The sequence below is a fragment of the Mucilaginibacter sp. McL0603 genome, assembly GCF_049992945.1.
Lineage (GTDB): Bacteria > Bacteroidota > Bacteroidia > Sphingobacteriales > Sphingobacteriaceae > Mucilaginibacter.
Genome location: NZ_CP188251.1, coordinates 5,175,677 through 5,201,551, shown reverse-complemented (window position 1 = coordinate 5,201,551; position 25,875 = coordinate 5,175,677). Strand labels below are relative to the sequence as shown.

Annotated in this window: 25 protein-coding genes; 16 read left to right on the top strand and 9 right to left on the bottom strand. The window is 41.4% G+C overall.

The genetic code is table 11. The features are described from left to right. Nucleotides 1-5: 5 nt before the first annotated feature. The 5 genes from ACPPVU_RS23730 (at nt 6) to ACPPVU_RS23710 (ending at nt 3,864) form a co-directional block, all read left to right on the top strand. Nucleotides 6-551 carry an inorganic diphosphatase gene (locus tag ACPPVU_RS23730; RefSeq protein ID WP_426669220.1) on the top strand — a complete coding sequence of 182 codons (546 nt, stop codon included), beginning with the start codon at nt 6-8 and terminating at the stop codon, nt 549-551. Between the two features lie 8 nt (nt 552-559). Further along, nucleotides 560-1,900, top strand: a complete 1,341-nt coding sequence (locus tag ACPPVU_RS23725; RefSeq protein ID WP_426669219.1) for a hemolysin family protein — start codon at nt 560-562, stop codon at nt 1,898-1,900. A 14-nt stretch (nt 1,901-1,914) separates the two neighbouring features. Further along, nucleotides 1,915-2,625 carry a 16S rRNA (uracil(1498)-N(3))-methyltransferase gene (locus tag ACPPVU_RS23720; protein WP_426669218.1) on the top strand — a complete coding sequence of 237 codons (711 nt, stop codon included), beginning with the start codon at nt 1,915-1,917 and terminating at the stop codon, nt 2,623-2,625. Continuing rightward, the gene (locus ACPPVU_RS23715) at nt 2,622-3,278 is read left to right on the top strand and encodes a DUF4159 domain-containing protein (protein ID WP_426669217.1); all 657 of its coding nucleotides are present in this window, start codon (nt 2,622-2,624) and stop codon (nt 3,276-3,278) included. Before ACPPVU_RS23720 ends, ACPPVU_RS23715 begins: the two co-directional genes overlap by 4 nt. An 88-nt stretch (nt 3,279-3,366) precedes the next feature. Continuing rightward, nucleotides 3,367-3,864 (top strand): biotin/lipoyl-containing protein, encoded by a 498-nt coding sequence (locus tag ACPPVU_RS23710; RefSeq protein ID WP_426669216.1) that lies wholly within the window; start codon nt 3,367-3,369, stop codon nt 3,862-3,864. A gap of 101 nt (nt 3,865-3,965) precedes the next feature. Here the strand turns inward: ACPPVU_RS23710 and ACPPVU_RS23705 are convergent, their stop codons facing one another. Continuing rightward, nucleotides 3,966-5,666, bottom strand: coding sequence for an SUMF1/EgtB/PvdO family nonheme iron enzyme (locus ACPPVU_RS23705; RefSeq protein WP_426669215.1), 1,701 nt, complete (start codon nt 5,664-5,666; stop codon nt 3,966-3,968). A gap of 265 nt (nt 5,667-5,931) precedes the next feature. Here ACPPVU_RS23705 and porV point away from each other — a divergent pair, with 265 nt between their 5' ends. Together porV and ispF are read left to right on the top strand one after the other, a co-directional pair. Next, nucleotides 5,932-7,131: a type IX secretion system outer membrane channel protein PorV gene (porV, locus tag ACPPVU_RS23700; protein WP_426669214.1), complete on the top strand. Its 1,200-nt coding sequence runs from the start codon at nt 5,932-5,934 to the stop codon at nt 7,129-7,131. Next, nucleotides 7,131-7,613: a 2-C-methyl-D-erythritol 2,4-cyclodiphosphate synthase gene (gene ispF / locus ACPPVU_RS23695; RefSeq protein ID WP_426669213.1), complete on the top strand. Its 483-nt coding sequence runs from the start codon at nt 7,131-7,133 to the stop codon at nt 7,611-7,613. Before porV ends, ispF begins: the two co-directional genes overlap by 1 nt. 196 nt (nt 7,614-7,809) lie before the next feature. Here ispF and ACPPVU_RS23690 read toward each other — a convergent pair whose 3' ends face one another. The 7 genes from ACPPVU_RS23690 to ACPPVU_RS23660 form a co-directional block, all read right to left on the bottom strand. After that, nucleotides 7,810-11,184 carry a glycosyltransferase gene (locus tag ACPPVU_RS23690; RefSeq protein ID WP_426669212.1) on the bottom strand — a complete coding sequence of 1,125 codons (3,375 nt, stop codon included), beginning with the start codon at nt 11,182-11,184 and terminating at the stop codon, nt 7,810-7,812. A 46-nt stretch (nt 11,185-11,230) separates the two neighbouring features. Continuing rightward, entirely contained in the window at nt 11,231-11,371 is a 141-nt protein-coding gene (locus ACPPVU_RS23685) for a FeoB-associated Cys-rich membrane protein (RefSeq protein WP_426672224.1), read from the bottom strand. A gap of 83 nt (nt 11,372-11,454) precedes the next feature. After that, nucleotides 11,455-12,648, bottom strand: a complete 1,194-nt coding sequence (locus ACPPVU_RS23680; RefSeq protein WP_426669211.1) for a hypothetical protein — start codon at nt 12,646-12,648, stop codon at nt 11,455-11,457. A gap of 146 nt (nt 12,649-12,794) precedes the next feature. Beyond that, nucleotides 12,795-13,628, bottom strand: coding sequence for a type 1 glutamine amidotransferase (locus ACPPVU_RS23675; protein WP_426669210.1), 834 nt, complete (start codon nt 13,626-13,628; stop codon nt 12,795-12,797). Between the two features lie 101 nt (nt 13,629-13,729). Beyond that, complete coding sequence (locus ACPPVU_RS23670; protein ID WP_426669209.1) at nt 13,730-14,827, bottom strand: carboxylate-amine ligase; 1,098 nt, start codon at nt 14,825-14,827, stop codon at nt 13,730-13,732. A 69-nt stretch (nt 14,828-14,896) separates the two neighbouring features. Beyond that, nucleotides 14,897-15,997 carry an ATP-grasp domain-containing protein gene (locus tag ACPPVU_RS23665; RefSeq protein ID WP_426669208.1) on the bottom strand — a complete coding sequence of 367 codons (1,101 nt, stop codon included), beginning with the start codon at nt 15,995-15,997 and terminating at the stop codon, nt 14,897-14,899. 156 nt (nt 15,998-16,153) lie between these two features. Beyond that, a complete protein-coding gene (locus tag ACPPVU_RS23660; RefSeq protein WP_426669207.1) occupies nt 16,154-16,861 on the bottom strand; it encodes an esterase family protein in 708 nt (235 codons plus the stop codon). A 131-nt stretch (nt 16,862-16,992) separates the two neighbouring features. Here ACPPVU_RS23660 and ACPPVU_RS23655 point away from each other — a divergent pair, with 131 nt between their 5' ends. The 9 genes from ACPPVU_RS23655 (at nt 16,993) to ACPPVU_RS23615 (ending at nt 23,862) form a co-directional block, all read left to right on the top strand. Then, entirely contained in the window at nt 16,993-17,808 is an 816-nt protein-coding gene (locus ACPPVU_RS23655) for an alpha/beta hydrolase (protein ID WP_426669206.1), read from the top strand. Nucleotides 17,809-17,962: 154 nt separating this feature from the next. Continuing rightward, the gene (locus ACPPVU_RS23650) at nt 17,963-18,445 is read left to right on the top strand and encodes a nuclear transport factor 2 family protein (RefSeq protein ID WP_426669205.1); all 483 of its coding nucleotides are present in this window, start codon (nt 17,963-17,965) and stop codon (nt 18,443-18,445) included. A gap of 334 nt (nt 18,446-18,779) precedes the next feature. Beyond that, entirely contained in the window at nt 18,780-19,346 is a 567-nt protein-coding gene (locus ACPPVU_RS23645; RefSeq protein ID WP_426669204.1) for a dihydrofolate reductase family protein, read from the top strand. A 177-nt stretch (nt 19,347-19,523) separates the two neighbouring features. Then, nucleotides 19,524-19,829, top strand: a complete 306-nt coding sequence (locus ACPPVU_RS23640) for an ArsR/SmtB family transcription factor (RefSeq protein ID WP_426669203.1) — start codon at nt 19,524-19,526, stop codon at nt 19,827-19,829. 12 nt (nt 19,830-19,841) lie between these two features. Continuing rightward, nucleotides 19,842-20,345: an SRPBCC domain-containing protein gene (locus tag ACPPVU_RS23635; protein ID WP_426669202.1), complete on the top strand. Its 504-nt coding sequence runs from the start codon at nt 19,842-19,844 to the stop codon at nt 20,343-20,345. Nucleotides 20,346-20,369: 24 nt separating this feature from the next. Continuing rightward, entirely contained in the window at nt 20,370-20,855 is a 486-nt protein-coding gene (locus ACPPVU_RS23630) for an SRPBCC family protein (protein ID WP_426669201.1), read from the top strand. A 75-nt stretch (nt 20,856-20,930) separates the two neighbouring features. Next, nucleotides 20,931-21,524 carry a dihydrofolate reductase family protein gene (locus ACPPVU_RS23625; RefSeq protein WP_426669200.1) on the top strand — a complete coding sequence of 198 codons (594 nt, stop codon included), beginning with the start codon at nt 20,931-20,933 and terminating at the stop codon, nt 21,522-21,524. 166 nt (nt 21,525-21,690) lie between these two features. Then, the gene (locus ACPPVU_RS23620) at nt 21,691-22,353 is read left to right on the top strand and encodes a hypothetical protein (protein ID WP_426669199.1); all 663 of its coding nucleotides are present in this window, start codon (nt 21,691-21,693) and stop codon (nt 22,351-22,353) included. 1,008 nt (nt 22,354-23,361) lie between these two features. After that, nucleotides 23,362-23,862, top strand: coding sequence for a hypothetical protein (locus ACPPVU_RS23615; RefSeq protein WP_426669198.1), 501 nt, complete (start codon nt 23,362-23,364; stop codon nt 23,860-23,862). 274 nt (nt 23,863-24,136) lie between these two features. On the opposite strand, the gene ACPPVU_RS23610 is transcribed toward ACPPVU_RS23615, so the two are convergent. Then, nucleotides 24,137-25,669, bottom strand: a complete 1,533-nt coding sequence (locus tag ACPPVU_RS23610; protein ID WP_426669197.1) for a S10 family peptidase — start codon at nt 25,667-25,669, stop codon at nt 24,137-24,139. Nucleotides 25,670-25,875 lie beyond the last annotated feature (206 nt).

The window sequence follows — 25,875 nt, the reverse complement described above, 5'->3', positions numbered from 1 at the left end:
AAATAATGAGTACACAGCACCCCTGGCATCAGGTTTCACCGGGCGAAAATATGCCTGACATAGTAAATGCAATAATTGAGATCCCCAAAGGATCAAAAGCTAAATATGAGATAGATAAAGATTCAGGATTGCTAAAATTAGACAGGGTTCTTTTTTCATCTGTAATGTATCCTGCAAATTATGGGTTTATACCGCAGACTTATTGCGATGATCATGACCCATTGGATATTTTAGTATTGTGCTCTGTTGATGTATTCCCGATGTCAATCATCGAAGCTAAAGTAGTGGGTGTAATGCATATGGTGGACAATGGAGAGCAGGATGATAAGATTATTGCGGTAGCTAAGAATGATATGTCTGTTAATTATATTGACGATTTAAGCGAATTGCCGCCGCACGCTATGAAAGAGATCGTTCGTTTTTTCCAGGACTATAAAAAGCTTGAAGGTAAAAATGTCACTATTGAACACCTTTTGGGTAAGCGCTACGCACATAAAGCGATATTAGAAAGCCTGGAATTGTATAAATCTACTTTTCCCTCGTACCAATAAATCAGTAAATGGGCCCTGATCTTGAAATAAACGGTTATTATATAGTTCTCACCGGGTGCCTGGTATTATTAAATGGCTTTTTTGTGGCTGCTGAGTTTGCCATGGTAAGGGTGCGGGGCTCGCAGATAGAAATTAAAGCTAAGGCGGGTAGCCGCACGGCAAAAGTAGCCAAAGGCATCATGGGTAATCTTGATGGTTACCTGGCCGCAACACAATTGGGTATTACCATTGCTTCACTGGGCTTAGGCTGGGCTGGGCAGGAGGTTGTTACCAAATTGATGCTGAACCTGTTTTCGATTTTTGGCCTTATTATAACTTCTCCGATAATAATAAATACCAGCCACATAGTGGCCTTCGTGTTCATTACTGTATTACATATAGTATTTGGTGAACTGGCACCAAAATCGGTAGCTATACAGCGGTCGGTGCGTACGGTAATGACTATTGCTGTTCCACTTCGTTTCTTTTTCCTTGTTTTCAGGCCTTTCATTTGGTTTTTGAACGGGTTTGCAAACTTTATATTGAAATCATTTGGTATAAATACGGTACCGGGTAGTGAGGCCCACCACAGTTCGGAAGAGTTACAGTACCTGCTTGAACAAGGTAAAGAAACAGGTGCTTTGGATTCAACCGAGCATGAGCTTATTCAGAATGTTTTCGATTTTAATGAGCGCGTTGTTAAAAATATCATGGTGCCCCGTACCAAAATATCAGGCGTAGAGATCGATACAAATCAGGAAGAATTATTAGAGATGCTGATAACCGAAGGTTATTCACGTATTCCTGTTTATGAAGAAACTATTGATAAGATAGTAGGTATTGTTCATGCAAAGGATGTTCTGCCCCTATTGGTTCATAAGAAGGTCTTCGCTATAAAAGATATTATCCGCAAGCCTTACTTTATTCCTGAAACAAAAAAGATAAACGATCTGATGGCCGAGTTGCAGCAAAAACGCATACAAATAGCTATTGTATTGGACGAGTTTGGAGGTACTGCAGGTATGGTTACCCTGGAAGATATTGTTGAAGAACTGGTAGGCGATATTCAGGATGAATATGATGAGGAAAAGCCTATAGTTGAAAAGGTAAATGATACGGAATTTATAGTAAATGCTCTTGCACCTATATATGATGTGAACAGCCATTTGCCACATGATTTACCCGAAGATGGAGACTTCGATACGGTTTCGGGCTGGCTGGGTGACATATTTGGTAAAATACCAGATGTAGGTGAGCAAAAGGAATCCAACGGCTATAATATTACTGTATTGAAAAAGTCGGATCAGAATATAGAATCGGTGAAGCTTGAATTGTTACTGAACGCCGAGGATACAATCGATCTGCATTAAAACCTCTTTTGGAAATGCAACTCTTTTATACACCGGATATAGATGCTGCATCTTCAACCTATTTTCTAAATGAAGAGGAAAGCAAGCATTGCGTAAAAGTATTACGTTTGCAACCTGGTGACGAAATTGAACTTATTGACGGACGAGGGAATTTTTATACAGCCGCTATAGCTGATGCCCACCCGAAAAGAACACAACTACGTATCGTTTCAATAGAGAAAGATTTTCATAAGAGGAACCATTATCTCCACATAGCGATAGCACCTACAAAAAATATTGAACGACTGGAGTGGTTTCTTGAAAAGGCAACTGAAATTGGCATAGATGAAATTTCTCTTATCATTTGCCAACGCTCTGAGCGCAAGGAAGCCAAGGTTGAGCGCCTGAATAAGATCATCACCGCGGCTATAAAGCAATCTATTAAAGCATGGCATCCGGTTTTAAATGAACCCGTAGCCCTTAATAAATTGATATCAACCCGATTTGATGGACAAAAATTTATTGCACATTGTGAGCCTGACGATAAGTTTACTTTAAAAGAGGAGCTCAAGCCATTCGGAAAATACTTAATATTAATTGGACCCGAGGGCGATTTTACACCAAAAGAGATCGGTGAAGCGTTAAATAATGATTTTAAAGCCCTAACTTTAGGTGAAAGTCGTTTACGCACTGAGACAGCAGCTTTAGAAGCCTGTTTTGAAGTGAATTTTTTGAACCGTGTATGAGAATCTTTTCATTTATAGCAGTACTGGCATTATTAAGTTTGAGCAGTTTTAATGCACCAACCTATAAGATGGCCAAGCTGAAGTATAATGGCGGAGGCGATTGGTATGGCGACAGGACCGCATTGCCTAACCTCATCAAGTTTTGTAATGAAAACTTAAAAACTAATTTCCAGGCAGAAGACGAAGTGGTTGATGTAGGAAGTGCCGAGCTATTTAATTATCCATTTATTTTTATGACAGGGCATGGCAATGTGATCTTCTCTGATCAGGAGGTCCGCAACCTGCGTAAATATTTAACCGGTGGTGGTTTTTTGCATATTGACGATAACTATGGACTTGATCAATTTATTAGACGTGAAATGAAAAAGGTTTTCCCTGAACTTGATTTTGTGGAACTGCCGCTTAATCATCCTATCTACCACCAAAAATATGATTTCCCGAATGGGCTGCCTAAAGTGCATGAGCATGAAGGAAAACGGGCACAGGGTTTTGGCCTGATCTACAAAGGGCGCCTGGTTTGTTTCTACGATTATGAGTGCGATCTGGGCAACGGATGGGAGGACTATGGAACTTATGCCGGCGATACACAAGAAACCCGCATAAAAGCCTTAAAAATGGGCGCTAATATGGTGCAATATGTATTAACTCAGTAAATAATAAATTCTAATCTCTAAAACCTAAATTCTAATATTGAATCTTACCAATCTCAGATCTCATATCTAACATCTCAAATCCAAAAGAATGTACCAACTAAAAATAAACGGCATAGATTATAAGCTTGAAAAAGATGAGGGCAAGCTATTGATCAATGGCAAACGGGTGAATATAGATATTCAGCAATTACAGCCTTCGATATTTCACATTTTGAATGATCTTAAATCTTATAACGCGGAAGTTGTAAGCTTTAACAGGGAAACTAAAATAGCCGAAATAAAAGTAAATGGTACTATCTATACTGTTGAAGCAAAGGATCAGTTTGATATTTTGCTTGACCAATTGGGTTTGAGTGCTTTGAATACTTCCCGGGTAAGTGAAATTAAAGCTCCGATGCCGGGTATGGTACTTAAGTTATTTGTAACCGAAGGCGCCGAAGTAAAGAAAGGGGATAACCTGTTTATATTGGAGGCGATGAAGATGGAAAATATTATCAAATCGCCTGCGGATGTTACTGTAAAAACTGTGAAAATAAAGCCTGGTGACAAAGTTGAGAAGGGGCAGGTGATGGTGATATTCCAATAATTGGCATAGCTATATTTTTGACTTTCAGGAATTTGATTAAAATAAAAAGGGTGCCCGTAAACGTTTACGGGCACCCTTTTTTACTGTTATAAGGTATATGTTTAGTGAGCTTTATATGGTTTAGCCTGTTTAACTCTGTAATGCGGTTTACCGCCAGGATTGATCTCAGGCTGGCCAACCATTGTCATTGCGCAACGGAAGCCAACTTCTGCACTCGACTCATCCTCGTTCATAAAGCGACGGGTTGCAGGATTTAACCAGTAAGCCAAATCATTCCATGAACCGCCTTTGAAGACTTTTGAATGGTCATTAACTAAAGTAGTTGTACCGTATAAAGTTGTATTTACAGAGTCTAGCGCACCCCTGAAATCAGGATTGTAAGGCTTACCTGCAAGTGAACTTTTCGGAGCAGCAACGGGGGCTACAGTAGTGCCTGCCGGCGTAGGGGTAGCAGCAGGGGGTGTTGTTGCATTTCCATTCGCATCTGTCGCACCAGCAGTAGTATTAGTATTTTGTGCCTGCTGTAAAGCGATCAGGTCGGCGTATTTCATTTTCTTTCCTGATTTTGCAGGGTCAAGTATAGGTTTTCCGTATTTGTCCTTAGCGTAATATCCTTTGGATGGATCTGAAAGGCGTTTGTCCTTGAATTCATTACCGCGGAAAGGGTTAAAGTCTTCAACTTCTTCGAAAGAGGTTTGACGATATGTATCCTGTACCCATTCGTTAACGTTACCCGCCATGTTATACAAACCAAAATCATTGGGAACGTATGAACGTACAGGAGCAGTAATATCGGCTTTATCATTCAAATAACCAGCTACACCCATGTTATCACCCAATCCACGTTTGAAGTTGGCTAATATTAAGCCACGTGTTTGTCTCTTGGCAGAGCGTACGCCCAAACCGTTCCATGGATATATTTTACCTGCACTTTCGTTTTCAAATGTGGTATTTCCAACCAGTGAAAGTGCTGAATATTCCCATTCGGCTTCTGATGGAAGGCGATAACCTTGTTTTACAATACCATCTTCCATACGTACAGGCCTTACTGCTTTACCACCACCTTTTCCAGTAGATGGTTTTGCATTTGGACTAATATCCGGTACCATGTTTTTACCATCGATACCAGGGCCTTTATATTGGCCGTTCAGATAAATAGCCGTATTGAAAGGGTCTTTACTATTTGCCGAACCGCCAGCCTGGGCACTTTTACCCTTGGCTCCGTTTAATTCTTGCCAGGTTTTTAATCTGCCGGTTTCACGAAGAATATTCTCATTCATACGGTCAGTTCTCCATGTGCAATAATCCTGTGTCTGATCCCAGGTTACACCTACAACCGGATAATCCTGGAATGCAGGGTTACGCAGATAATTATCTACATAAGGCTCGTTATAAGATAGCGGTTTACGCCACACAAGAGTGTCAGGCACCGCATTATAATAGTATTCGTGGTCGTCCGGGAAGGTTACACTTATCCAGTGTAAGTAGTCAAGCCAGTCCTGGTTTGACACTTCTGTCTCGTCCATATAAAATGAAGGGACAGTAACCCTGCGGCGTACATTGTTATAATCAAAAGTAACATCCTGATCGGCACTTCCACCCATTACAAATGTACCACCCTCAATTGGGATAACGCCCGGCCCGGGAGATGGATGCGTTTGTCTGAACCGCTCATATCCACCGTTATACTTATCGTTATAAGTGATACCGGTTTTTTGCGATTGGGGACGTTTACTGCAGCTGCTAACAAGGGCTCCTAAACCTAACAGCACTAAAGCAGTTCTCGTAAAAAGTATTTTCATATTTTTACTAATTAATAATGGGTAAATCTAAAAAATTGAATTAATAATTAAAATAATTAAACTCAGTTTGGTGCATTGATCAAATCTGAATGAACCTTGATATGGCTTTAAACGTAAAAATTCGTATTGAGTTACACAAATCTATTTTTTGTTGATTTGGTGTCGCAGAATCTTATGATTTTCGGCCTTAGTTTATCTCCAATCAATTAATTCTCAAAAAACAAAGGTTTTTTTTAATAGTAAATAATAAGCTATATTGCGCCAAATGATTTTTTTCAACCTAACCATTAAAAGAGTTTTCTTTTACCTATTACTTTTGTTGCCATCTGCAGCATTTTCACAATTAATAAACAGCGGCGGTACTACTACTACCAATACTAATGGAACAAGTTCAAGCGCAATACCTACTGCAGTACCATTTCTGCTTATCACACCTGATTCACGCTCAGGTGGGATGGGTGAGGCCGGTGTAGCTATATCACCTGATGCAAACGCAAATTTCTGGAACCCATCAAAGCTCGCATTTATTGAAGGCACTGATGATATATCTGCATCTTATAGTCCATGGTTACGTTCCCTGGTTCCTGATGTAAGCCTTTCTTATTTAGGATATGCGCATAAGTTGGATGACCGGAATACTATCGGAGCATCTATACGTTACTTTAACCTGGGGACTATTAATTTAACGGATAACAGCCAAAACAACCAGGGTACTTATACACCTAACGAATTTTCGATTGATGGCTCTTTTGCACGTACGTTTGGTAACGACTTTTCACTCGGCTTAACTTTAAGATATATTCACTCAAATTTGTATACTGGTTATGCTTCTTCGTCAAGCCAGCAAACTAAAGCGGGTAATGCCGTTGGAGCAGATATTTCATTTTATTACAGGAAACCGATCCAGGAATTTGGTAATGATGCCACATTTGCATTCGGTACTAATATTTCTAATATAGGCTCAAAGATTAGCTACTCTGATAACGGTACCAAGTATTTTTTGCCTACTAACTTAAAGATTGGAGTGGCTAATACCATGAATTTGGACGAAACCAATCAACTTACCTTCGCACTTGATCTGAATAAATTACTGGTTCCTACGCCCCCGATAAGGGATGTTGATGGAAATATTATTAAGGGTAAAGATGATAATGTATCGGTGCCAGCTGGTATATTCGGTTCGTTTTCGGATGCACCCGGGGGTTTTAGTGAGGAATTGCAGGAAATAAGCTTTTCGCCGGGTATTGAATATTGGTATAATAAGATGTTCGCATTAAGGACAGGGTATTATTATCAAAATCCCAATAAGGGCGGTTTACATTATTTTACTTTAGGCACGGGTTTCAAATACGAATCTTTTGCGTTTGATTTTTCTTACATTGCTGCCAGTCAGCAAAACAGCCCTTTGGCAAATACCTTGCGGTTTACACTGACAGCAAATTTCGGCTCGACTGATAATAAATAATGGGTAAAATAAAAGTAGGATTTGGTTTTGATGTACATCAGTTAAAAGCCGGGCACCCTTTTGTTTTAGGTGGAGTAAACCTTGAACATCATTCCGGGGCCTATGGACACTCTGATGCTGATGTATTAGTGCATGCAATATGTGATGCCTTGTTGGGTGCGGCAAACCTGCGCGATATCGGCTACCATTTTTCAAACAAAGATGACAGGTGGAAGGGCATCAGCAGTTTGATATTACTGCACGAAGTGACCAGTTTATTAAGCGAAAAAGGCTGGTCAATAGGCAATATTGACGCGATGGTATGCCTGGAAGCACCAAAAATAAATCCCCATATACCTGAGATGAAGGTGCACATAGCCAAAGCAGCAGGTATCAGTGAAGAGGATATCTCCATAAAAGCTACTACTAACGAGCAAATGGGCTTTATAGGCCGTGAAGAGGGGGTAGTTGCTTATGCGGTTTGTTTGTTAGAGAAGTTGTAAAAGTCTTAAGTTAGGAGTCCTAAGTCCAGAGTCTTTAGAATAGACGGTATAGAGACTTCTACTAGTGCACCAAAAAGTTGCCTAAGATTACTGGTAACGGCAGTAAAAACTGTTAGCATATCTTGCTATCAATGGTAAACGAAGAAATCCGCAACTCCACTTAGCTTCCGGTCTTCCCCAACTTTCGGACTTAAGACTATTCTGCCCGCAATGTTTTATCCTTCACACTCACGTTTCCTGTGCGTTTTAAAACACCCCATGCACTTAATTCGCCTTTTAATGCTTTGCGGATCGACTTAAACAGAATGTAATACATCAATTGCCTCCAGATAAATCGCTGCGGAATGATATACACCAGTTTTTTATAATCCTCTTTCTCCATTCTGAAAGCAATAATCGCCACAAGAAAATCAATCAGCACAAAAGCTACATAGTAAGTCAATATCTTACCAGGTTTGTCTCCTAATAAGCCGATAATCATCATCAGATCGGCCAATGGTGAGAATAATGGCAATATGATCTGGAAGATAAGAATATTAGGCATGCCTACCATTCCAAAGAATTTGTACTTTTTGTTAAACAGTGCGTCACGATTTTTCCAGAAACTTTGCATTACACCAAAACTCCAACGGAAACGTTGTTTTAACAAAGCATTCAATGTTTCAGGGGCCTCAGTATAGGCTATGGCTTCACCAGCGTTTTTCACGATATAGCCTTGCTTTAATATACGCATAGTCAGGTCACAATCCTCGGCTAAAGTATCTGTAGTGAAACCACCGGCGTTAGATATAGCTTCTTTACGGAAAGCACCAATAGCACCCGGAACTACAGTTATACTATTGATCAAGTCGAATGCCCTGCGGTCCATATTCTGAGCGGTAATATACTCGATAGACTGCCAAAGGGTGATCATATTGTTTTCGTTACCCACCTTTACTGTACCTGCTACAGCACCAATTTCCTTATCAGTAAAGTAAGTCATCAAATGATAAACCGCATCATTTTTTAGCTGTGTATCGGCATCTATACAAATCACAAAATCATAACTCGCCTGTGAAATGCCAAAGTTTAATGCAGAAGCTTTACCACCATTAGGCTTTGTAAGTACCTTAACCAACGGGTGATGGCCATAAGCAGCATTAACCAACTCATAAGTTTTATCCTTTGATCCGTCATCAATAAATATGATCTCGAAATGCGGATAATCTGTTTCTAAAAGGCTCTGGATAGTTTTTATAGCGGTAACTTCCTCATTATATGCCGGTACTATGATGCTTACATAAACAAGCTCTTTGTCGCTAAGTCTTTCTTTTTCTCCCTTTTTATCATCATAATACTGTTTTATAGCCAGTACGCCAATCAACACAACACGACCAATAGCAAGGAAAATAGCGGATAAAAACAGATATAATAAGAACCAGTTGCCATAGAAAAATCCCTGTATAAAAATATCATACAAAGTGCCCATTACACCGCTATTTGCATCATCCCTGATGGGAGGCATCAAATCAGCTTTGTTCTTGTGCAGAACATCTGCAATCGTGGTAAATTGATAACCATGACTTTTGAAGAAGTGGATGATCTCTGGCAGTGCCTTTACCGTTTCTTCACGGGTATCACCTCCCGCATCATGAAGCAATAGCATAGATCCTGCATCTTTTTGCTTAATGACACGCGCAATTATACTATCGGCAGTAACGCCAGGCTGCCAGTCCCAGGGGTCAATTGATTCGCCAATGGTGATGTAGCTTTGTTTCCGGCTTTCTGCTACCGGAATTACCTCAGCTAATGTCTGTGGTTCAGCATCCGCGTTGAACGGTGGTCTAAACAATATGGTGCTTCTGCCGGTAACCGATTCAATCAGTTTGCGGGTAGCATTCAACTCCAGGTTTACACGCTGTATACCTACTGCCGAAATATCCGGGTGGAAGAAGGTGTGGTTACCTATTTCGTAGCCTTCTTCGTACTCTCGCCTAAGAATAGAAATGTTTTTCTCAGCCATTGATCCCACTACAAAGAATGCGGCAGGTACATGTTCTTTTTTTAATATATCAAGTATCCTTGGCGTATAATCAGGGTCCGGGCCATCATCAAAAGTTAATACGATCTTTCCGGGCGCATAGCCATACCTCCTGATCACATATTTGGTAGGCAGTTTAATATATTTTTGGTTGGTGATGACATAATTGACGGTGTCCATTCCAACATTGATCTCGCCTGTAGTAGGCGTGGTCACCAAATCCAAAACTTCACCATCACCGGCATAATCTATCCTGTTGTTCAAACCTACAGTTTGCAATCTTTTGATATCAACACCTGTTTTTCTTAATGAATCAATTGATAGATTTTTCTGAAAGAACGACCACAATCTTGGGTCTTCGGCGCCTAACCTCCAGAGTGCCACACCACCCGTTGCCCAGTCATCCGCTTTGCGGATCACGTTAAAGTTGGTAGCTGCGTCGGTAAAGTAAACAGTATGCCTCAAACTATCCTGATCATAATAATTGTAATGCAGGTTGGCTGAATTTGGGTCGAATGTGATCTTGCTATTGTTTTCCTGTGCAAAGCTGATTGCCTGCTGGTAACTTATTGCTTTACCTGTGCTGCTTTCGGGCCAGTCATAGCCACCCGCCTGTACGGTAAATATTACTTTTTCGCTAGGTATCTTAGAACATACGGCATCCAGTATTTCCTCTGCCCAGCGTTGGTTTGAAAGGTCGCCAGAGTTAGATTCATCCGTGTGTTCATCAATAGCCATGATGAACAGGAAATCATTAAAATGCTGCAACTTGGTAATATCATATTGGTCATCATTAGGCCATGCATTGGTAGTTACCAGGAAACCCTGCGGATGTAATATCTCATAAAGTTCCTTCTCAAATGCCACGTAATCAGGATCGTTCCGGTCTTTAATATTGTCCAGTTCAAGGTTAATACCCTGGAAATGATATTTAGTTAATTGTACAGCAACACTGTTAATAAACGTTGTACGCAGCTTTTTGCTTTTTACTATGCGGTAAATATCCTTTGTATCAAATCCGCCATGTTGGGAATCATAGTTAATATAGTTGGAGATGGATACCAGTACCGGTTTTTTGTATTTTTTGTTAAGATTGGTTAAGCCGGTATCAATTTTGGCCGTTATTGTATCTGCATTTTGTGTTACCGTAAAGCCTTCAGTTATCACCATATCCAGCCTGGCTATATGGTCAACCAGCGAAGAATAGGCTTGTGGTTCCCAGGCACGATAGAATGCCGCATTAATACGGTCTTTATTGTTCGGGTGCTTGAGTTGATGTTGCTTTAGCTTACGTTTTAAAACACCGATACGTTCCGTATCAATTTTAAAGTCTTTATACTTTGTCGATCTTTTTAGTTGTTCTAATTCATCCTTAGTAAGCTTTTTTGGAGCAGGATTTAGATTGGGTAAACTGGGGTACTGCTTTGAGGTAACAGTTATTGCAGCAGCTACTACGGCAGCAGCCAGAACAATAAGTAGAAACCGGCTAAGCCATTTAAAACGCGTCCACCTGCCGGGGGTATCAGCTTGAAAAACCTGTTTTTCGGCCATTAAGATCTAATATTCTTAAAAGTATAATCGGTATTGTGATAAGAGTCTATTTATCGGCTATAGGTGCTTCAATTTTTGAAAAATCCACCCCGCACTTACAGTTTGTACCGCATCCGCTTTTGGCTGTAAGGCTTTTATAAACCAAACGGCCAACGTAAATGACGGCAGCGACAAAAAGTAATATCACTATGATTAATTGAATATTCACGTCACAAATTTAATACATTTTCTTATCTATATACGAATATACAACCGTAATAGTATAAGATTTTACTTTCGCATGAAGGCTACGGTGCTGCCCACCCAGTCAAAATCGTTATTATACCTAACACCAATCATTTTGCCACGACTTAAGCGTGCCAGGTTAATAGCAAGCGTCGGTTTACTTTCGCCATCAGGCCAAAGGAAAAGTAAGCGTATCTCCACTTTTACACCACCGTCGGGCGCTTTTACAACGGGTTCATAGTTTACTTTCTGCTGTAATATCCAATTCTCCGGGTCTTTTATATTCTTAATATCCTCAGAACTTACATCGATGATCACACCCTGGCCGGCGAATGAAAACAATGGCTTTAATACATAATTTTCAAGATCGGCAGGGATATTTTTTACCTGGTTAAGAAATTGTGTTTTTGGGATATAATCACCCTTTAAAAAGGGCATGGTAAATTTACTGATACGGTAAAACCAGTTGGGGTGTGTGATCCATTCTACATCAAACGCTTTACGGATATCTACCACCTTGTTAAAGATATCCGGGTCGCTTTCGATCTCATCAAATATCAAGCGGTTGTAGATTCGTTTTATTGGTTTTAACGCGCCATTTTGTTCATAGAATAGCTTGTTATCTTTCTCAATAAGGTCACTCAAAGAAACTATTGGTATACCGATTTGATTTTGGGTGATGTAAAAGTCGACTGCTGTTTTTTGCTCAGGGGCGTTTACATCCATCAGTACAACTTCATCCGGCTGGTAGGGGCCTATGATGGTTTTTTTAAGCAGGTCGATATACTCTTCGCCCTCAAGATCACTAAAGTAGATCGTCCAGTTTTCGGGTATGTCAAAAGTATCCCTGTAATGATCGCCCATGTAAACCTGGAAACCATATAGAGATGGAAACCCCTGCAGCTCGATTAGTTTTGGAACGATATTGCCCTTCTCATCCCGGCAAACGCCAAAGTCAAGTGCGATGAAATGCGGATGATCATTTTCATTGGCAACACTCCATTTTTCTGGGATCGCCCTTTCGGTTAATTGCTTAAAATCAGGTTGAAGGATAACATTGATAATGCCTTCGCCAGCCGCCAGAAGTTTATCCCGGAAATCGTCGGTTAGAAAGACAGGAGTCTCAGCAACGCGGAATGACACGGGGCTTTTCAGGCCATCATTCAACGACTCTAAAAATCCCTCGTATTTTTCGGGAGTAAAATTGTCGTTGAATGCTTTCCTGGCTGATGGATCCATATTGGGGAAAATTCTAAATCCTAAAAAATAAATTCTAAAAATTCTTAATTGTCTGAACCGTGATTTTTAGGATTAATATATTACCATGATTTAATAACAGTATAAAACAGTAATCAGGAAAATCCTTAAATCCTGAAAATCATGGTTCAGACAGGCTGCAAACTCAAAACCGCCTGGTCCAAAAAGTTTGGAATGATGGTATTTTGCGTGTGCATTATTTTATCCGGGTCTTCCAGGCGTTCCAGCATCTCGTTGTATTTATCCAGACCATGTTCTCCTACAATTTCTTTTTTCTTTTCTTCTTTTGACAGATAAGTTTGCATACCTAAAGCATCAGCTTCGGGGTGGAACTGTGTCGAAATAAAATATTCATTAAAACGGATAGCCATCATTGCCCTTGGCAAATTAACATGTGGGCGTTCCTTTTCAATAGCAAGCAATTGCATACCCAGATCAACAAAACGTTTTTCATTTGGATGGATCACTTGCCAGCTGCGCGAGTCGACTGAATAAAATGGATCTGCCAAACCATCAAAAACCGGATCCGCCAGTCCTGCCTTAGTTTGATGCACAGGCAGCACGCCGAATGAAGACGAACGCCTTGTATTGATCTCACCCAGTTGATATTTACGGCACATCAGCTGAAAGGAATGACACACAAAAAATGCATGTTTCTTTTGCGGATTGTTGGATAGGTTATGATCTTCCAGTTTGTCTATCAGGTTAAAATATACTTTTTCCCATGGTGTACCCTCTGTAATTAAAGGGTCGCCGGGACCGCCGCTTGAGATGTAAATGTCAAAATCTTTATAATCAGGAGCCTCGCATTTCCCCCGCACATCAAATATCTCAAAACTCAGGTTTAACTGGTTCTTTGCTTTGTACCGGTTCAAAATATCCTGGAAACCACGCATACCTTCATTGGCAATACCATCGTATAGGTCTAATATGGCTACTTTTATTTCCGGTTTATCTGTCATAATTTCATTTCTAAGATATGAGACGTGAGATATGGGATATGAGACAAAGAAGCAAAGTGCGCTAAATCTCAATACTCAAATCTAATATCTCACATCTATATTTATATTCCTTTTAAAGTTTGTGAAGTAATATAGTCCACAACGTCTGCAAAGTTATTATTTTGATTGTAAACTGCCAGTTGCCTGTCGGCCCCTGTGCCATGCTCCAGTATTTTGTGTACATATTGAAGATCATCGCGGCAGCCTAATTCGTCTACTACATCATCCACGAAATCCAGTAGTTCTAATACCAATGCACGTGTGTTTACCTCCATCTCCTTACCAAAATCTATCATTTTACCATCGATGCCATAACGTGCTGCACGCCATTTATTTTCATTGATCAACGCACGGTTATACGTAATAAACGACATATTTTGTTGGCGAAGCTTATACAATTTGGCCCATAAAGCCTGGAATAAAGCCACAAAGGCCATCGTCTCATCTATTAACATAGGGCAATCGCATATCCTGAATTCGATGGTTTCAAAGAATGGATGTACACGGATATCCCACCATATTTTTTTAGCGTTATCGATGCAGTTAGTTTTTACTAAAAGCTTGATGTAACGGTCATATTCTTCAATGCTGTTAAAATAATCGGGTATGCCTGTGCGGGGGAATTTGTCAAATACCTTAGTGCGGAATGATTTAAAGCCTGTATTCCTGCCTTCCCAAAAAGGAGAGTTGGTTGACAGCGCATAAACGTGCGGCAAAAAATAACGAACCTGGTTGGCAATATGTATAGCCAGATCGCGCGACTGTATGCCCACATGCACATGCAGCCCGAAGATCAGGTTTGAACGTGCCGCCTCCTGCATTTCATCCACGATCTCAAAATAACGGGGGTGATCAGTGATCAACTGGTGCTGCCAGTGCGAAAAAGGGTGTGTGCCCGCAGCGCCAATGCGCAGACCAAGTTCTCCAGCCAGTTGAGCTACGGTTCCGCGCAGTTTACCCACTTCCTTACGTGCCTCCTGGGTGTTGTTGCAGATATGTGTGCCCACTTCAACCACGGCCTGGTGCATTTCGGCTTTTACCTGGTCTTCATGTATCTTTTGGGCGCCATCAACTATCTTTTGCTCATGCGATTTCAACTCCCTGCTTACGGGGTCTATCACCATGAATTCTTCTTCAACACCTAGGGTAAACTTGTTCATAATTGGTTATTGGTTTAGTTATACCTTATAGCGATGGGTTTCAAACCCATCGCTATAAGGTATGTGGTATCATTTCTTAGCCGGAGCTTTTGGTTTAGCTACCTTTTTAGGTGCTGCCGCCTTTCTTATCGTTACTTCTGCACTAATAGCATGATCTATTTTACCTGTTTCTGCTTCTTTTTTACTGGCCTTTTTTTCTACTTTTTTCTCATGCTCCAGCAATGGCTGATTAGCTGCCCCGGTTTTCACATACTCGCCCCAGGTTAAATTATCATGATTATCCTTTTGCTTTTTAGCGCGCTCTATTGCATAATCAGCAGCGGTTTCAACTACCCAATCAAAGTTTTCCTGGCCTACACTGGTTACTTCGGCATCTGGGGCAGGGTTGCAGAAATCAATAGCATAAGGCACACCATTACGGATTGCAAATTCAACTGTATTAAAATCGTATCCTAAATATTTATTCAGCTTGATCACATAATCCTTAACTGTTTCTAATAGTTTTTTGGCAGCAGGGGCTTTACCGTGCTCGTAACGTAGATGGTGTGGGTTTCGTGGCTCATACTGCATAATGCGCACATGCTTGCCGCCAATGCAATAACAGCGGAAGTAATCTTCAAAAATGATCTCTTCCTGCAGCATCATTACGTATTGCTTGGTGAGATTGTATTTATCCCACAGCTCATCCAGGTTGTTGATCTGGTAAACTTCCTTCCATCCGCCACCATCGAAAGGTTTCATATAAGCCGGGAAACCTATATAATGGAATATGCCTTCCCAATCCAACGGGTAAGCCAGGTTGCGGAATGAAAGGTCTGTGGTATCATCGGGCAATTCTTTTGACGGCAGGATAACGGTTTTTGGTACCGGCACACCAATCTTTACAGCCAGTGCATTATTAAAAAACTTCTCATCAGCACTCCACCAGAAAGGGTTGTTGATCACTGCCGTACCACATATCGCCGCATTTTTTAGGGTAGCGCGATAGAAGGGCACGTCCTGTGATATACGGTCTACAATCACCGCATAATCCAATGGTTCTGCCTGCATCACTTTATCAATGCGCACAAACTCAGCCGTTATATTTTTTTCTGCTTTTTGGTTGATCCGGTCTACAAATGCCTGTGGGAATGAATTTTCCTGTCCGAAAAGAATGCCTATTTTTTTCATGGTATGATGGGTTAAATTCTAAATCTTTAAATATTAAAATCATTCTTCGCCTCACCTAAATCCTCTCCAAAGGAGAGGACTTTAAAGCCCCTCTCCCCTTGGAGAGGGGTTGGGGTGAGGCTTCTAAAAGCGTCCATCCGCTCCCCTGTAACACATCTAACGAATCGTTGACAGATAATGCGGAAACATCTCGCGCCAAATGGGCCAATCGTGGCTTGCATGCGGGCGGATATCCAGCCAATGATTAATATTTTTTTGTGCCATAATGTTTGACATTCTTCTGTTATCCGCCAAACAAATATCATGTTCGGCAGTGCCCAAAATAATGTTCATCTGCCAAAGCTCCAATCGGTCGCTCCCGGGTAAAAAATCGACCGGATTATTATAGAAAACATCATCATTATAAAACCCATCGACAAACTGCTTAATATCAAATGCACCGCTCATGCTGAATATGTGCGCTGTTTTATCCGGATGCTTTAATCCAAAATTAGCTGCATGGTAACCACCAAAGCTGCACCCTGCCGTGGCTATTTTGTTAACACCGGTTTCGTGCATGACCCAGGGTGCTAGTTCATCGTAAAGCATTTTGTCATAATAATTATAATTACGCGCCCTGTCGGTCGGATGAACACCTTTGTTATACCAGGTTAGCCAGTCCAAACTGTCCGGGCAGTATATCTTTACCAGTCCTTCGTCAACAAACCATCTTACGGCATCTATCAGCCCCTCATCTTTATTCTGATAATACCTGCCCTCTGACGTAGGGAACAAAATTACCGGGTAGCCACGGTCGCCGAATACCAGCATTTCCACGTCTAACCCCAGGTTATGCGAATACCATTTATGATATTGTTCTATCAAGATAGTGTTGATTTTTAGTACTGTAAGTTAACTTGTTTGATTTAAAAAGACAACATTCTGTCAATTTATTACGTAGATGCGATTTAATAAATTGATAAAACTATTTTTGTGCCCTTAAATATTGATTGAAGATGTATTGGAGTTGGAATGTGAGTGAAATGGATGTGACTGAACAAAAAATTACGATTAATTCTGATTCTTTGGATAGAGAGGTAACGGTCACTTTGCTGTTGCCCGAGAATTATGAGCAGTCTGAGCCGCTTAACCTATTGTTATTGAACGACGGCCAGGAGGCCGAAAATCTAAGAATAAAAGAAACCCTTGAGGGCTTATATAATACCCACTTTATAAAACCTGTGTTGGTTGCCGCTATACATGCAAGTGAAGAGCGTTTGCAGGAATACGGTACTGCCGGTAAACCTGATTTTAAGCAACGCGGTTCAAAAGCTGCAGCGTATACCCAATTTATCACTACAGAATTGCTGCCTGCTATTAAAAAAGAAACCGGGATAGAAGATTTTAACACCACTGCTTTCGCCGGGTTTTCGCTTGGCGGACTTTCGGCTATGGACATCGCCTGGAACAACCCGCAGTTATTTGATAAGGTGGGTGTACTATCAGGTTCATTCTGGTGGAGGAGCAAAGAGTTAGGTAAAGGCTATACGGATAACGACCGCATTATGCACAGCATCATCAGGAATGCTACTGATAAACCTGACCTGAAATTCTGGCTGCAAACAGGTACCAGGGATGAAACTGCTGATAGGAATAAGAACGGTATTATCGACTCTATTGATGATACGGTTGACCTGATAAAAGAACTTGAAGACAAAGGCTATACCCGTCCCGCTGACATACGATACGTTGAAATGGTTGGCGGGGCACATAATGTGGATACCTGGGCTTATGCCATGCCTAAGTTTTTGGTGTGGGCGTTTGGGAGATAGATCAAAAACGCACATTTCCTGTATCAGAAGCGTACGGGGACAAATTTGCAATTCTGTATAAAATATTGATTGTAAGTTAATTAATTAATTGGCACGTGTTTGGGAATTCATTGGTAGTATTATGTAATTTGTTAATCAAATAATAAAGCAACCAATGGAAATTTTAAAAACATCAAAACTCTTAATTCTGCTAACTGTGATCATGCTTTCTGCAAGTTTAACTACCCGGGCGCAGGAAGGATACAAATATGTACCCGAATCGAAAGAGCTGTACAACAAGATTGTACACATGGATAGCGTGCTTTTTAACGCCTATAATAACTGCGACATGGATACGCAGGCTAAGATATTTGCGGATAACCTGGAGTTTTACCACGATAAAGGCGGCCTGTCTACCTCTAAAAAGGATGTGCTGGATGCCATCAAAGCAAATATCTGCGGCAAGGTTACCCGTGTGCTTGTGCCGGGGAGCATTGAGGTTTATCCTATAGCTAACTTCGGTGCAGTAGAAATCGGCCTTCACCGGTTTATCAATCACCAGGAAAATGACCATGAGTCGAAACCCGATAAGTTTATTTGTATCTGGAAACAAGCGGGAGACACCTGGCAGGTAACGCGGGTGATAAGTTTGCATTGATTTGAGGTGAAACGTTTTTGTCAGAACTCGAATTAATAGAATTTATAAATTTTCAGAATTCTGTTCATTCTTTAATTCGTTGAATTCAGGTTCAGACACCTCCGCAATCCGAAGTTTGTAAATCGGATAAGTATCCCGGTAGTCTCAGACTACCTGTTTATAAGTTCGAATCATGGTTCAGACAAATAAGCACGGCGACTAGGCCGTACGCACCCCACCTGCTATTCTTACGCAAATCACCTGCTGTTTTGTCGTAATTATACCCCCAATGTCATGGACCGTTTGCAGATATTTGTGATAGAAAGACCACAATCACCTTTTAAAAATTAATTCTATGAGAAAATTAAAATTACAGGTGCAAATGACCATTGATGGTTTTGTAGCCGGGCCAAATGGTGAGCTGGACTGGATGTGGATACCCGGCGAACGGGATGAAGCTGGTTTCAGGAAAGTAATTGAGCTTGCCGACAGTTGCGATATCATTTTGCTGGGACGCGGCATGATTCGGGAATTCATCGATCACTGGGAAAATGTGGTCGACAACCTACCCGATAGCCCGGAACAATCTTTGGCGCAACGGATGGTAAATATGCGCAAGATTGTTTTCAGCCGCACACAAACGGCTATCAAAGGCAGGAACTTAGAAGTGGAAAACGGAGACCTGGCCACTGCAGTACAGGCGCTGAAAAAAGAACCGGGCAAGGATATTATGGTTTATGGCGGCGCCAATTTTGCAAGTTCGCTGATCAGCCTGAACCTTATTGATGAATATTATATTTTCAGTAACCCGGTTGCCATCGGGAATGGACTTACAATTTTTAAGGAGCAAAAAGTGCTGAAATTAGAGAGCTCAACCGTTTACAAAAATGGTAAAATAATCAATAAATACCTGCCGGTATAAGCCGAGATGTATTTGCTCCCGCCCCGCAAGCGTCCTGACAGAGTTAATCTCGCTCGCTATCCGAAGTCAGAGACTTCGAACAGCGGATAGAATAGGGCTCACTAAAAATATTTTCAAATAAATTTGCGCAACTGATTGGTTGCAGTTATATTTGCAATCAATCAGTTGCAAATATATATGAGACGCGATATTTACCAGGCTATAGCCGACCCGACCCGCAGGGCGATCCTGACATTACTTACTGTAGGCGCCCTGACTCCCAACGCCATTGCCGTGCATTTTGGCAGCAGCCGACAGGCAGTGTCAAAACATATCCAGATTTTGGCCGAATGCGGCGCCGTTGACCAAACACACAGCGGACGCGAAATTTATTACCAGCTAAATATTGATAAAATGAAAGAGATAGACCATTGGATGGAAGCCTTCCGCAAGTTGTGGGAGACTCGTTTTGATCAGTTAGATAACCTATTAAACGAATTATAAAACTAAACAATCATGACAAACAATTTTGTGTTCGAACCAGACCTGGCCGCTAAAAAAATTCATATGATACGCGAATTTAACGCGCCGATTGAAAAAGTATGGAAAGCCTTTACAGAGCCTGATCTGCTTGACAAATGGGTAGCGCCGAAACCATGGACGGCCAAAACCAAAATATGGGATTTTACCGTTGGCGGAATATCGCTGTATGCCATGATTAGCCCGGAAGGTCAGAAACATTGGGTGTATGGTAAATTTACTGCAATAGAAAATGGCAGCTCCATTTCAATAATGGGTATGTTTTGTGACGGAAATGGTAATCCGGTTACCGATGGGCCAAAATCATACCGGGATACTAAATTCTCATCCATTGACGGTAACAGAACGAAGGTTGATACGGTGATTACCTTTGATGATGAATCTACCATCAAATGGTTCGTAGAAGGAGGCTTTAAAGAAGGTACCGTCATGAGTATGAATCAACTGGATGAATTGCTGGCCGCAGAATATGTCCAATAAATCACTTACAAAAACCAAACAATCATGACAAACAATTTTGTGTTCGAAAAAGACCTTGCCGCTAAAAAAATTCACGTAGTACGCGAATTTAACGCGCCGATTGAAAAAGTATGGAAAGCCTGGACAGATCCAGACCAGCTTGAAAAATGGTGGGGACCGAAGCCCTGGGTAGCCAAAACCAAAACGATGAACTTTACTGTAGGCGGCGCCTGGCTGTATTATATGGAAGGTCCGGAAGGCCAAATACACTGGAGCCATGTAAAGTTTACCGCTATTGAAAATGGTAGCCGTTTCGCGGCTGATGCTGCATTCTCTGATGAGAATGGTACCGTAGCTCCCGATGCGCCGGTAGGACACTGGGACAACAAATTTGTAGCTGTGGGCAATAAAACCAAGGTAGTGGTCGATATTCACTTCGATGATGAATCAACTATTAAAATGATGGTAGAAATGGGCTTTGAAGGTGGCTTTACCATGGGGCTCAACCAACTGGAAGAGTTGCTGGGATAGTTTGCAGCGTTTATTTTATTAATCAAAGTGCTGCTGTGATAGAAAAAAACATAACCAATTTTAAAAACGATTGCTATGCGAAAATTAAAATTACAAATGCAAATCACCCTCGACGGCTTCGTAGCCGGCCCGAACGGTGAGAACGACTGGGTGTTCCTCCCTGGCAAACAGGACCTGGAGGTTTTACAAAAGACTATCGGGTTCGGCGTAGAGCTTGCCGCCAGCTGCGATACCTTTCTGCTGGGCCGTAAACTGGCTGCTGCTGAATTCTGCAAGTACTGGGAAAACGTGGCCGACAATCAGCACGACAACCCCTGGCACCCTTTGGCGCAGCTGATAACCGATCATCGCAAGATTGCCTTTAGCCGCACCGAAACAACCCTCCCCGGCCGCAACCTCGAGGTGGAAAACGGCGATTTGGCTACTGCAGTACAGGCGCTGAAAGAACAACCGGGCAAGGATATCCTCGTTTATGGCGGCGCCGATTTTGTAAGTTCGCTCATCAGCCTCAACCTCATCGATGAATATTATATGATCGTCAACCCCGTCGCCATAGGTGCAGGCCTATCCATTTTTAAGGAGAGAAAAATACTGAACTTAGAAAGTTCAATAGCTTACAAGAGCGGGAAAGTGCTCAATAAGTACGTGCCGGTTCCAGTTGGCAGTTAGGAGCCTGCCTGCCGGCAGGCAGGTTGGCAGCTTGCATTTTACCCTATACCAATTAATCTCTTGAATGTATCAACATAAAAACCAAATTTATGAAACCATCATGAGCTACAAAAAACTAATACCGCTCATTATAGCTTCATTACAATTAAAAATCAAATTAAATACAATGAAAACCAAATTTTTGAGTGTTGCTCTTGGCATTGCCTTATCAGCAACCATTTTGAGCGCCAGTGCGCAAAAAAGCTATACCGAAGGCCTGGTAACCATCAAAACAAGTGCAGGTGGCCAGGCTATTGAAATGAAGGAATACTTCAGAAGTGATTCCATCGCTACAACATTTTCTGCCGGTCCTGCAAATATTAAGCTTTTAGCAGATGCTAACTACAAATTTTTTGCTGTAGTAGCTGAGGTAGCTGCTTTCAAATTAAAAAAAGCTGCGATTTATACACCTGATGAAATTGCTCAGGTTTTAAGCGGTTTCCCCACATTTACATTTGCTCCATCAACAGAAACAAAACAGATATCTGGTTTTAACTGCAAAAAAGTAGTGGCAACAGATACTAAGACTCAAAAGACTTATGATATCTGGATAACCAATGATATATCATTGCCCTCTGCTGTTATAGAAAAATATTATGCATCTATTGGAGGCGTTCCTATACAATATACATCATTTCAGAAAGGACCAGATGGTGTATGGGTATCTGCTGATAATACAGTAAGCAGCGTTTCTGATCAAAAGGCTCCTGCAGGCACTTTTGGCATAGCACCCGATTTTGATAAGATATCAAAAGATCAGCTTGACACTATGTCGCGCGGCGGTCAATAAACTTATTTCACGGTCCCTGCAGGGTCTCTCGTTGAGGACCCTGCGGTATTAAAGCAACTGGTACTTCAGGGTCCCTTATCAGGAGATCCTGAAGGGACAAAAAAATCCGTAACTTAGTGCTTTATGTCAGACAAGAAAAACCCCAAAGAAGCATCTAACATCTTTCATAGTATAATGAAGGCGTCTGTTAAGCCTCAAAATTTTGACCCGGAGAAATGCCCAAAATGCGGAGTGCTTGCTAATTTTATACCACCAACATCTAAGGATGGTCGAAATTTAGTAGTACAATTTAATTGCCCTAATGGTCATGAGTTTTCAAAATATATAACAGTAAAATAGTTGAATGAAACTTCACGAAATATATCCTCATAACAAATTTTTATTCTATACGGGTGCTATTCTGTTATTTATAGGCACATATTTGGATAATACTAATAAAGCAAGTTTTGGTATAACAATCTCTTTATTGATTGTTGGGTTTTTACTTATGCTGGTGAGCTTTAGAAAACCAAAACGAAGCAAGGACGTGGTCTAACCGGTATATTCCTGTCCCCGCAGGGTCTCTCGCAGAGGACCCTGCGATATCAAAGCGACTGGTACTGCAGGGTCCCTTATCAGGAGACCCTGCAGGGGCAAAAAAATTTCATTTTTTATTTGCTATAGCATTTTGCATTTCCTGGATTTCCGGGTCTGAATAGTTGCCCACGTAAATGTTCATAACACCGGTCTTTATTTTTGCATTATTCTCAACAACCTTGTGGTTGTTCGCCTCGCATAGTTACACGGTAAAGGACGGACAGACTTATTTATTACTTCCGGGCAACCATATATTATTTATGTACGTAACTGTATAACACCAAGTTATATTTCTGTCATTTACACTTAATCCTTACCGCTATTTTTCTATAAATAGGTTTATGGGCCTATTTGTTTTTATGTTTTCTGACTAAGTTGTTAACCCACGATAATAAGTACTAACAAGTGATCAGTTATGAAAATCTTTAAAACATGAAAATTATATTTAACCTAGCGCTGGCAGGCATGATTGTGCTTGCAGGCTGCAACAAAACCGCAATGAAGGATATTGCCCCCGTTACAACAACAAAAGGCAGCATGACTTCAAACACAACAGCTAACTTAAATTCAAACCCGAACGGGAGCGGTGGTATTATCCTTGTATACTACGATGGCAACCTGTTTCAAATGAACTCTAAGCAATTCACAGACCAACCGGCGTCGAGCTTGCTTGCGAACAACAAATCGATAAATATTCTTTACGAATCAGATGGATTTGTCACAGTGACCGATGCTATACAGGGTGGTGGTCCCGGTTATAACGCATTATGGCAGGAAGTGGATATCGTATTTAATACAGGGTTTGCGCCGCATCAGTTTTTGACCGATAATGACATTTTACCTGCTGCTGCCGGGCCTAATCCTGAAATTACCCTTGTTCCTACTACTGAAATATACAGGTGTGCCATTGTCCAGCACACTAAAGTTCAATAATATATTTTAATTGATTTGCCGCCTTATGGGTCACTATGGGGCGGCTTTTTGTTGGCGCTCAAAGCACGGTGGGGAGCCCTTTACGCAGCGAATACCGGCCTTTTCCAGTTGGCAGTCAGGAGCTGGCAGTTTGCTTTTTTTGCATTGGGATTATAGATGCACAAAGAGCGTAAGGTCTGCGCAGTATAATCCGCCAGCTGGCGGACCGCCCGGGCGCCATGCTAAACCAAATCACTCACGTTGCACATTTTGATGGCTATGTTGATAAAATACTTTAATATTTGGCTGGCTCTCCGGGTTTAGTAACTGATTCCAAAATAAACTTCCTTAGATCTTCTGTAGCCGATACCAGTGCATCTTTCTGCATATAGATCATATGCCCGCTTTTGTAGCCAATCCATTTTATACGATTTTTTAGTCTGCCGCTTGGATCAAGCTGCCCAAGCGTGTACCTGACATCAAAATAGTCACATGAACCATCAAAATATCCCGATTGGGCAAGTACATGGAGGTGTGGATTTTGGGCAATAGCCTGCCGCAAATTTTCACCGGTATGGTCATTGTCATAGTTCCATCCAGGTACGTAGCCAAACATAATGTATTTAAGGTCAGTTTTGTAATTCAGATCATTCTTTAAATAGATATTAATTGCCGGTGTAAAAGCATTTGCCCAGGCGGCAGCTTCGGCGGGGTAATCGGCTGCAGAACCGCCCGTCTGCCTGTCAATTCCTTTGTAACGAGAATCGAGCCTGCCTATCGTATAACCTTTATCGCGCAGTAGCGCTTTTTGAAACAGATTGCGGGGAATATTGAGGTTATATTCCAATATCAGTTTTTTGGGAAGACCGCTGTAGTGCGCAATTTTTTCGGCCATCTCATCCTTTTTCGCATCGTCCATAAAGCCCCCTTTGCAAAGCGCCGGTATTAATTGATTGATCGTAAAGTCTTCCACTTCGGGCAGTAGTGCCATTAAATCTTTTTGCTGAAGATCTGGTGCGAGCATGCCATGGTACCAGGCCGCAGCCGTAAAATACGGAAGTGGCAAAGCGACGCCTAATGGCCCGCTCCGGTCTATCCCAAGGTCAGTTGGTGATACCAATATTACACCATTAAGATACATTCCGTGGACGTTTTGGAGCTCCAGTGCCAGTCCGGAAACCCGGTTGGTACCTGAGCTTTCACCAATCAGGAACTTGGGCGAGGCCCACCTGTTTTTACGCGTTACAAAAGTATTGATCCATTCGGCGAGGTATTTGACGTCTTCATTTACGCCGAAGAATTTTGACCCCGGCGTATTCTTATCTACAATTCTGGAATAGCCCGTATTTACCGGATCGACATATACGATATCGGCGACATCCAGGATGGAGTTCTTATTTTCGCTAACGCCATAGGGTTGCAGGGGATATCCTTCATCATCAACATTAACCAGCTCTGGACCGGTATAACCGATTTGCATCCAACAAGAAGGCGACCCAGGGCCGCCATTAAAGGAAATTACCAACGGACGGCTTGATTTATCTTTTATATCATCACGTTCATAATAGGTGTAAAAGATCCCAGCAATGGGGCGTCCGTCTTCATCCCAAACAGGGATGCTGCCGGCTGTAGCCGTGTAAGTTATTGTTTTGCCGTTTATGGTCACCTGATGTTTGGTGGCAACGGAAGAATCAATCTGTAGCGACCGGTTCTTTGTTACGGGATTATTATTTTTAGCGGCTATATCGGCAATTGGAGCCAATGCCTGGCCAAATGACGCTTTCGTAATAAAGGAAAGAATCAGGACAAAAATTAAAGAATTTTTCATACAGGGGCTTAGATAATGTTGCAAAGTAAATTATTAACCAGCATCGGGCTTAAGCTTAGCCTGTTTTTTTATAATATTACCCCGTATTGACAAATGTGTGCAGCGTGTGCTAACCGTGAACTATGAACCATCGACCATTAACTCCATTGTTAACCTTTTATCATTATTGCTTTAATAATCAGGCAGCCACTTCCAAATTTCATATA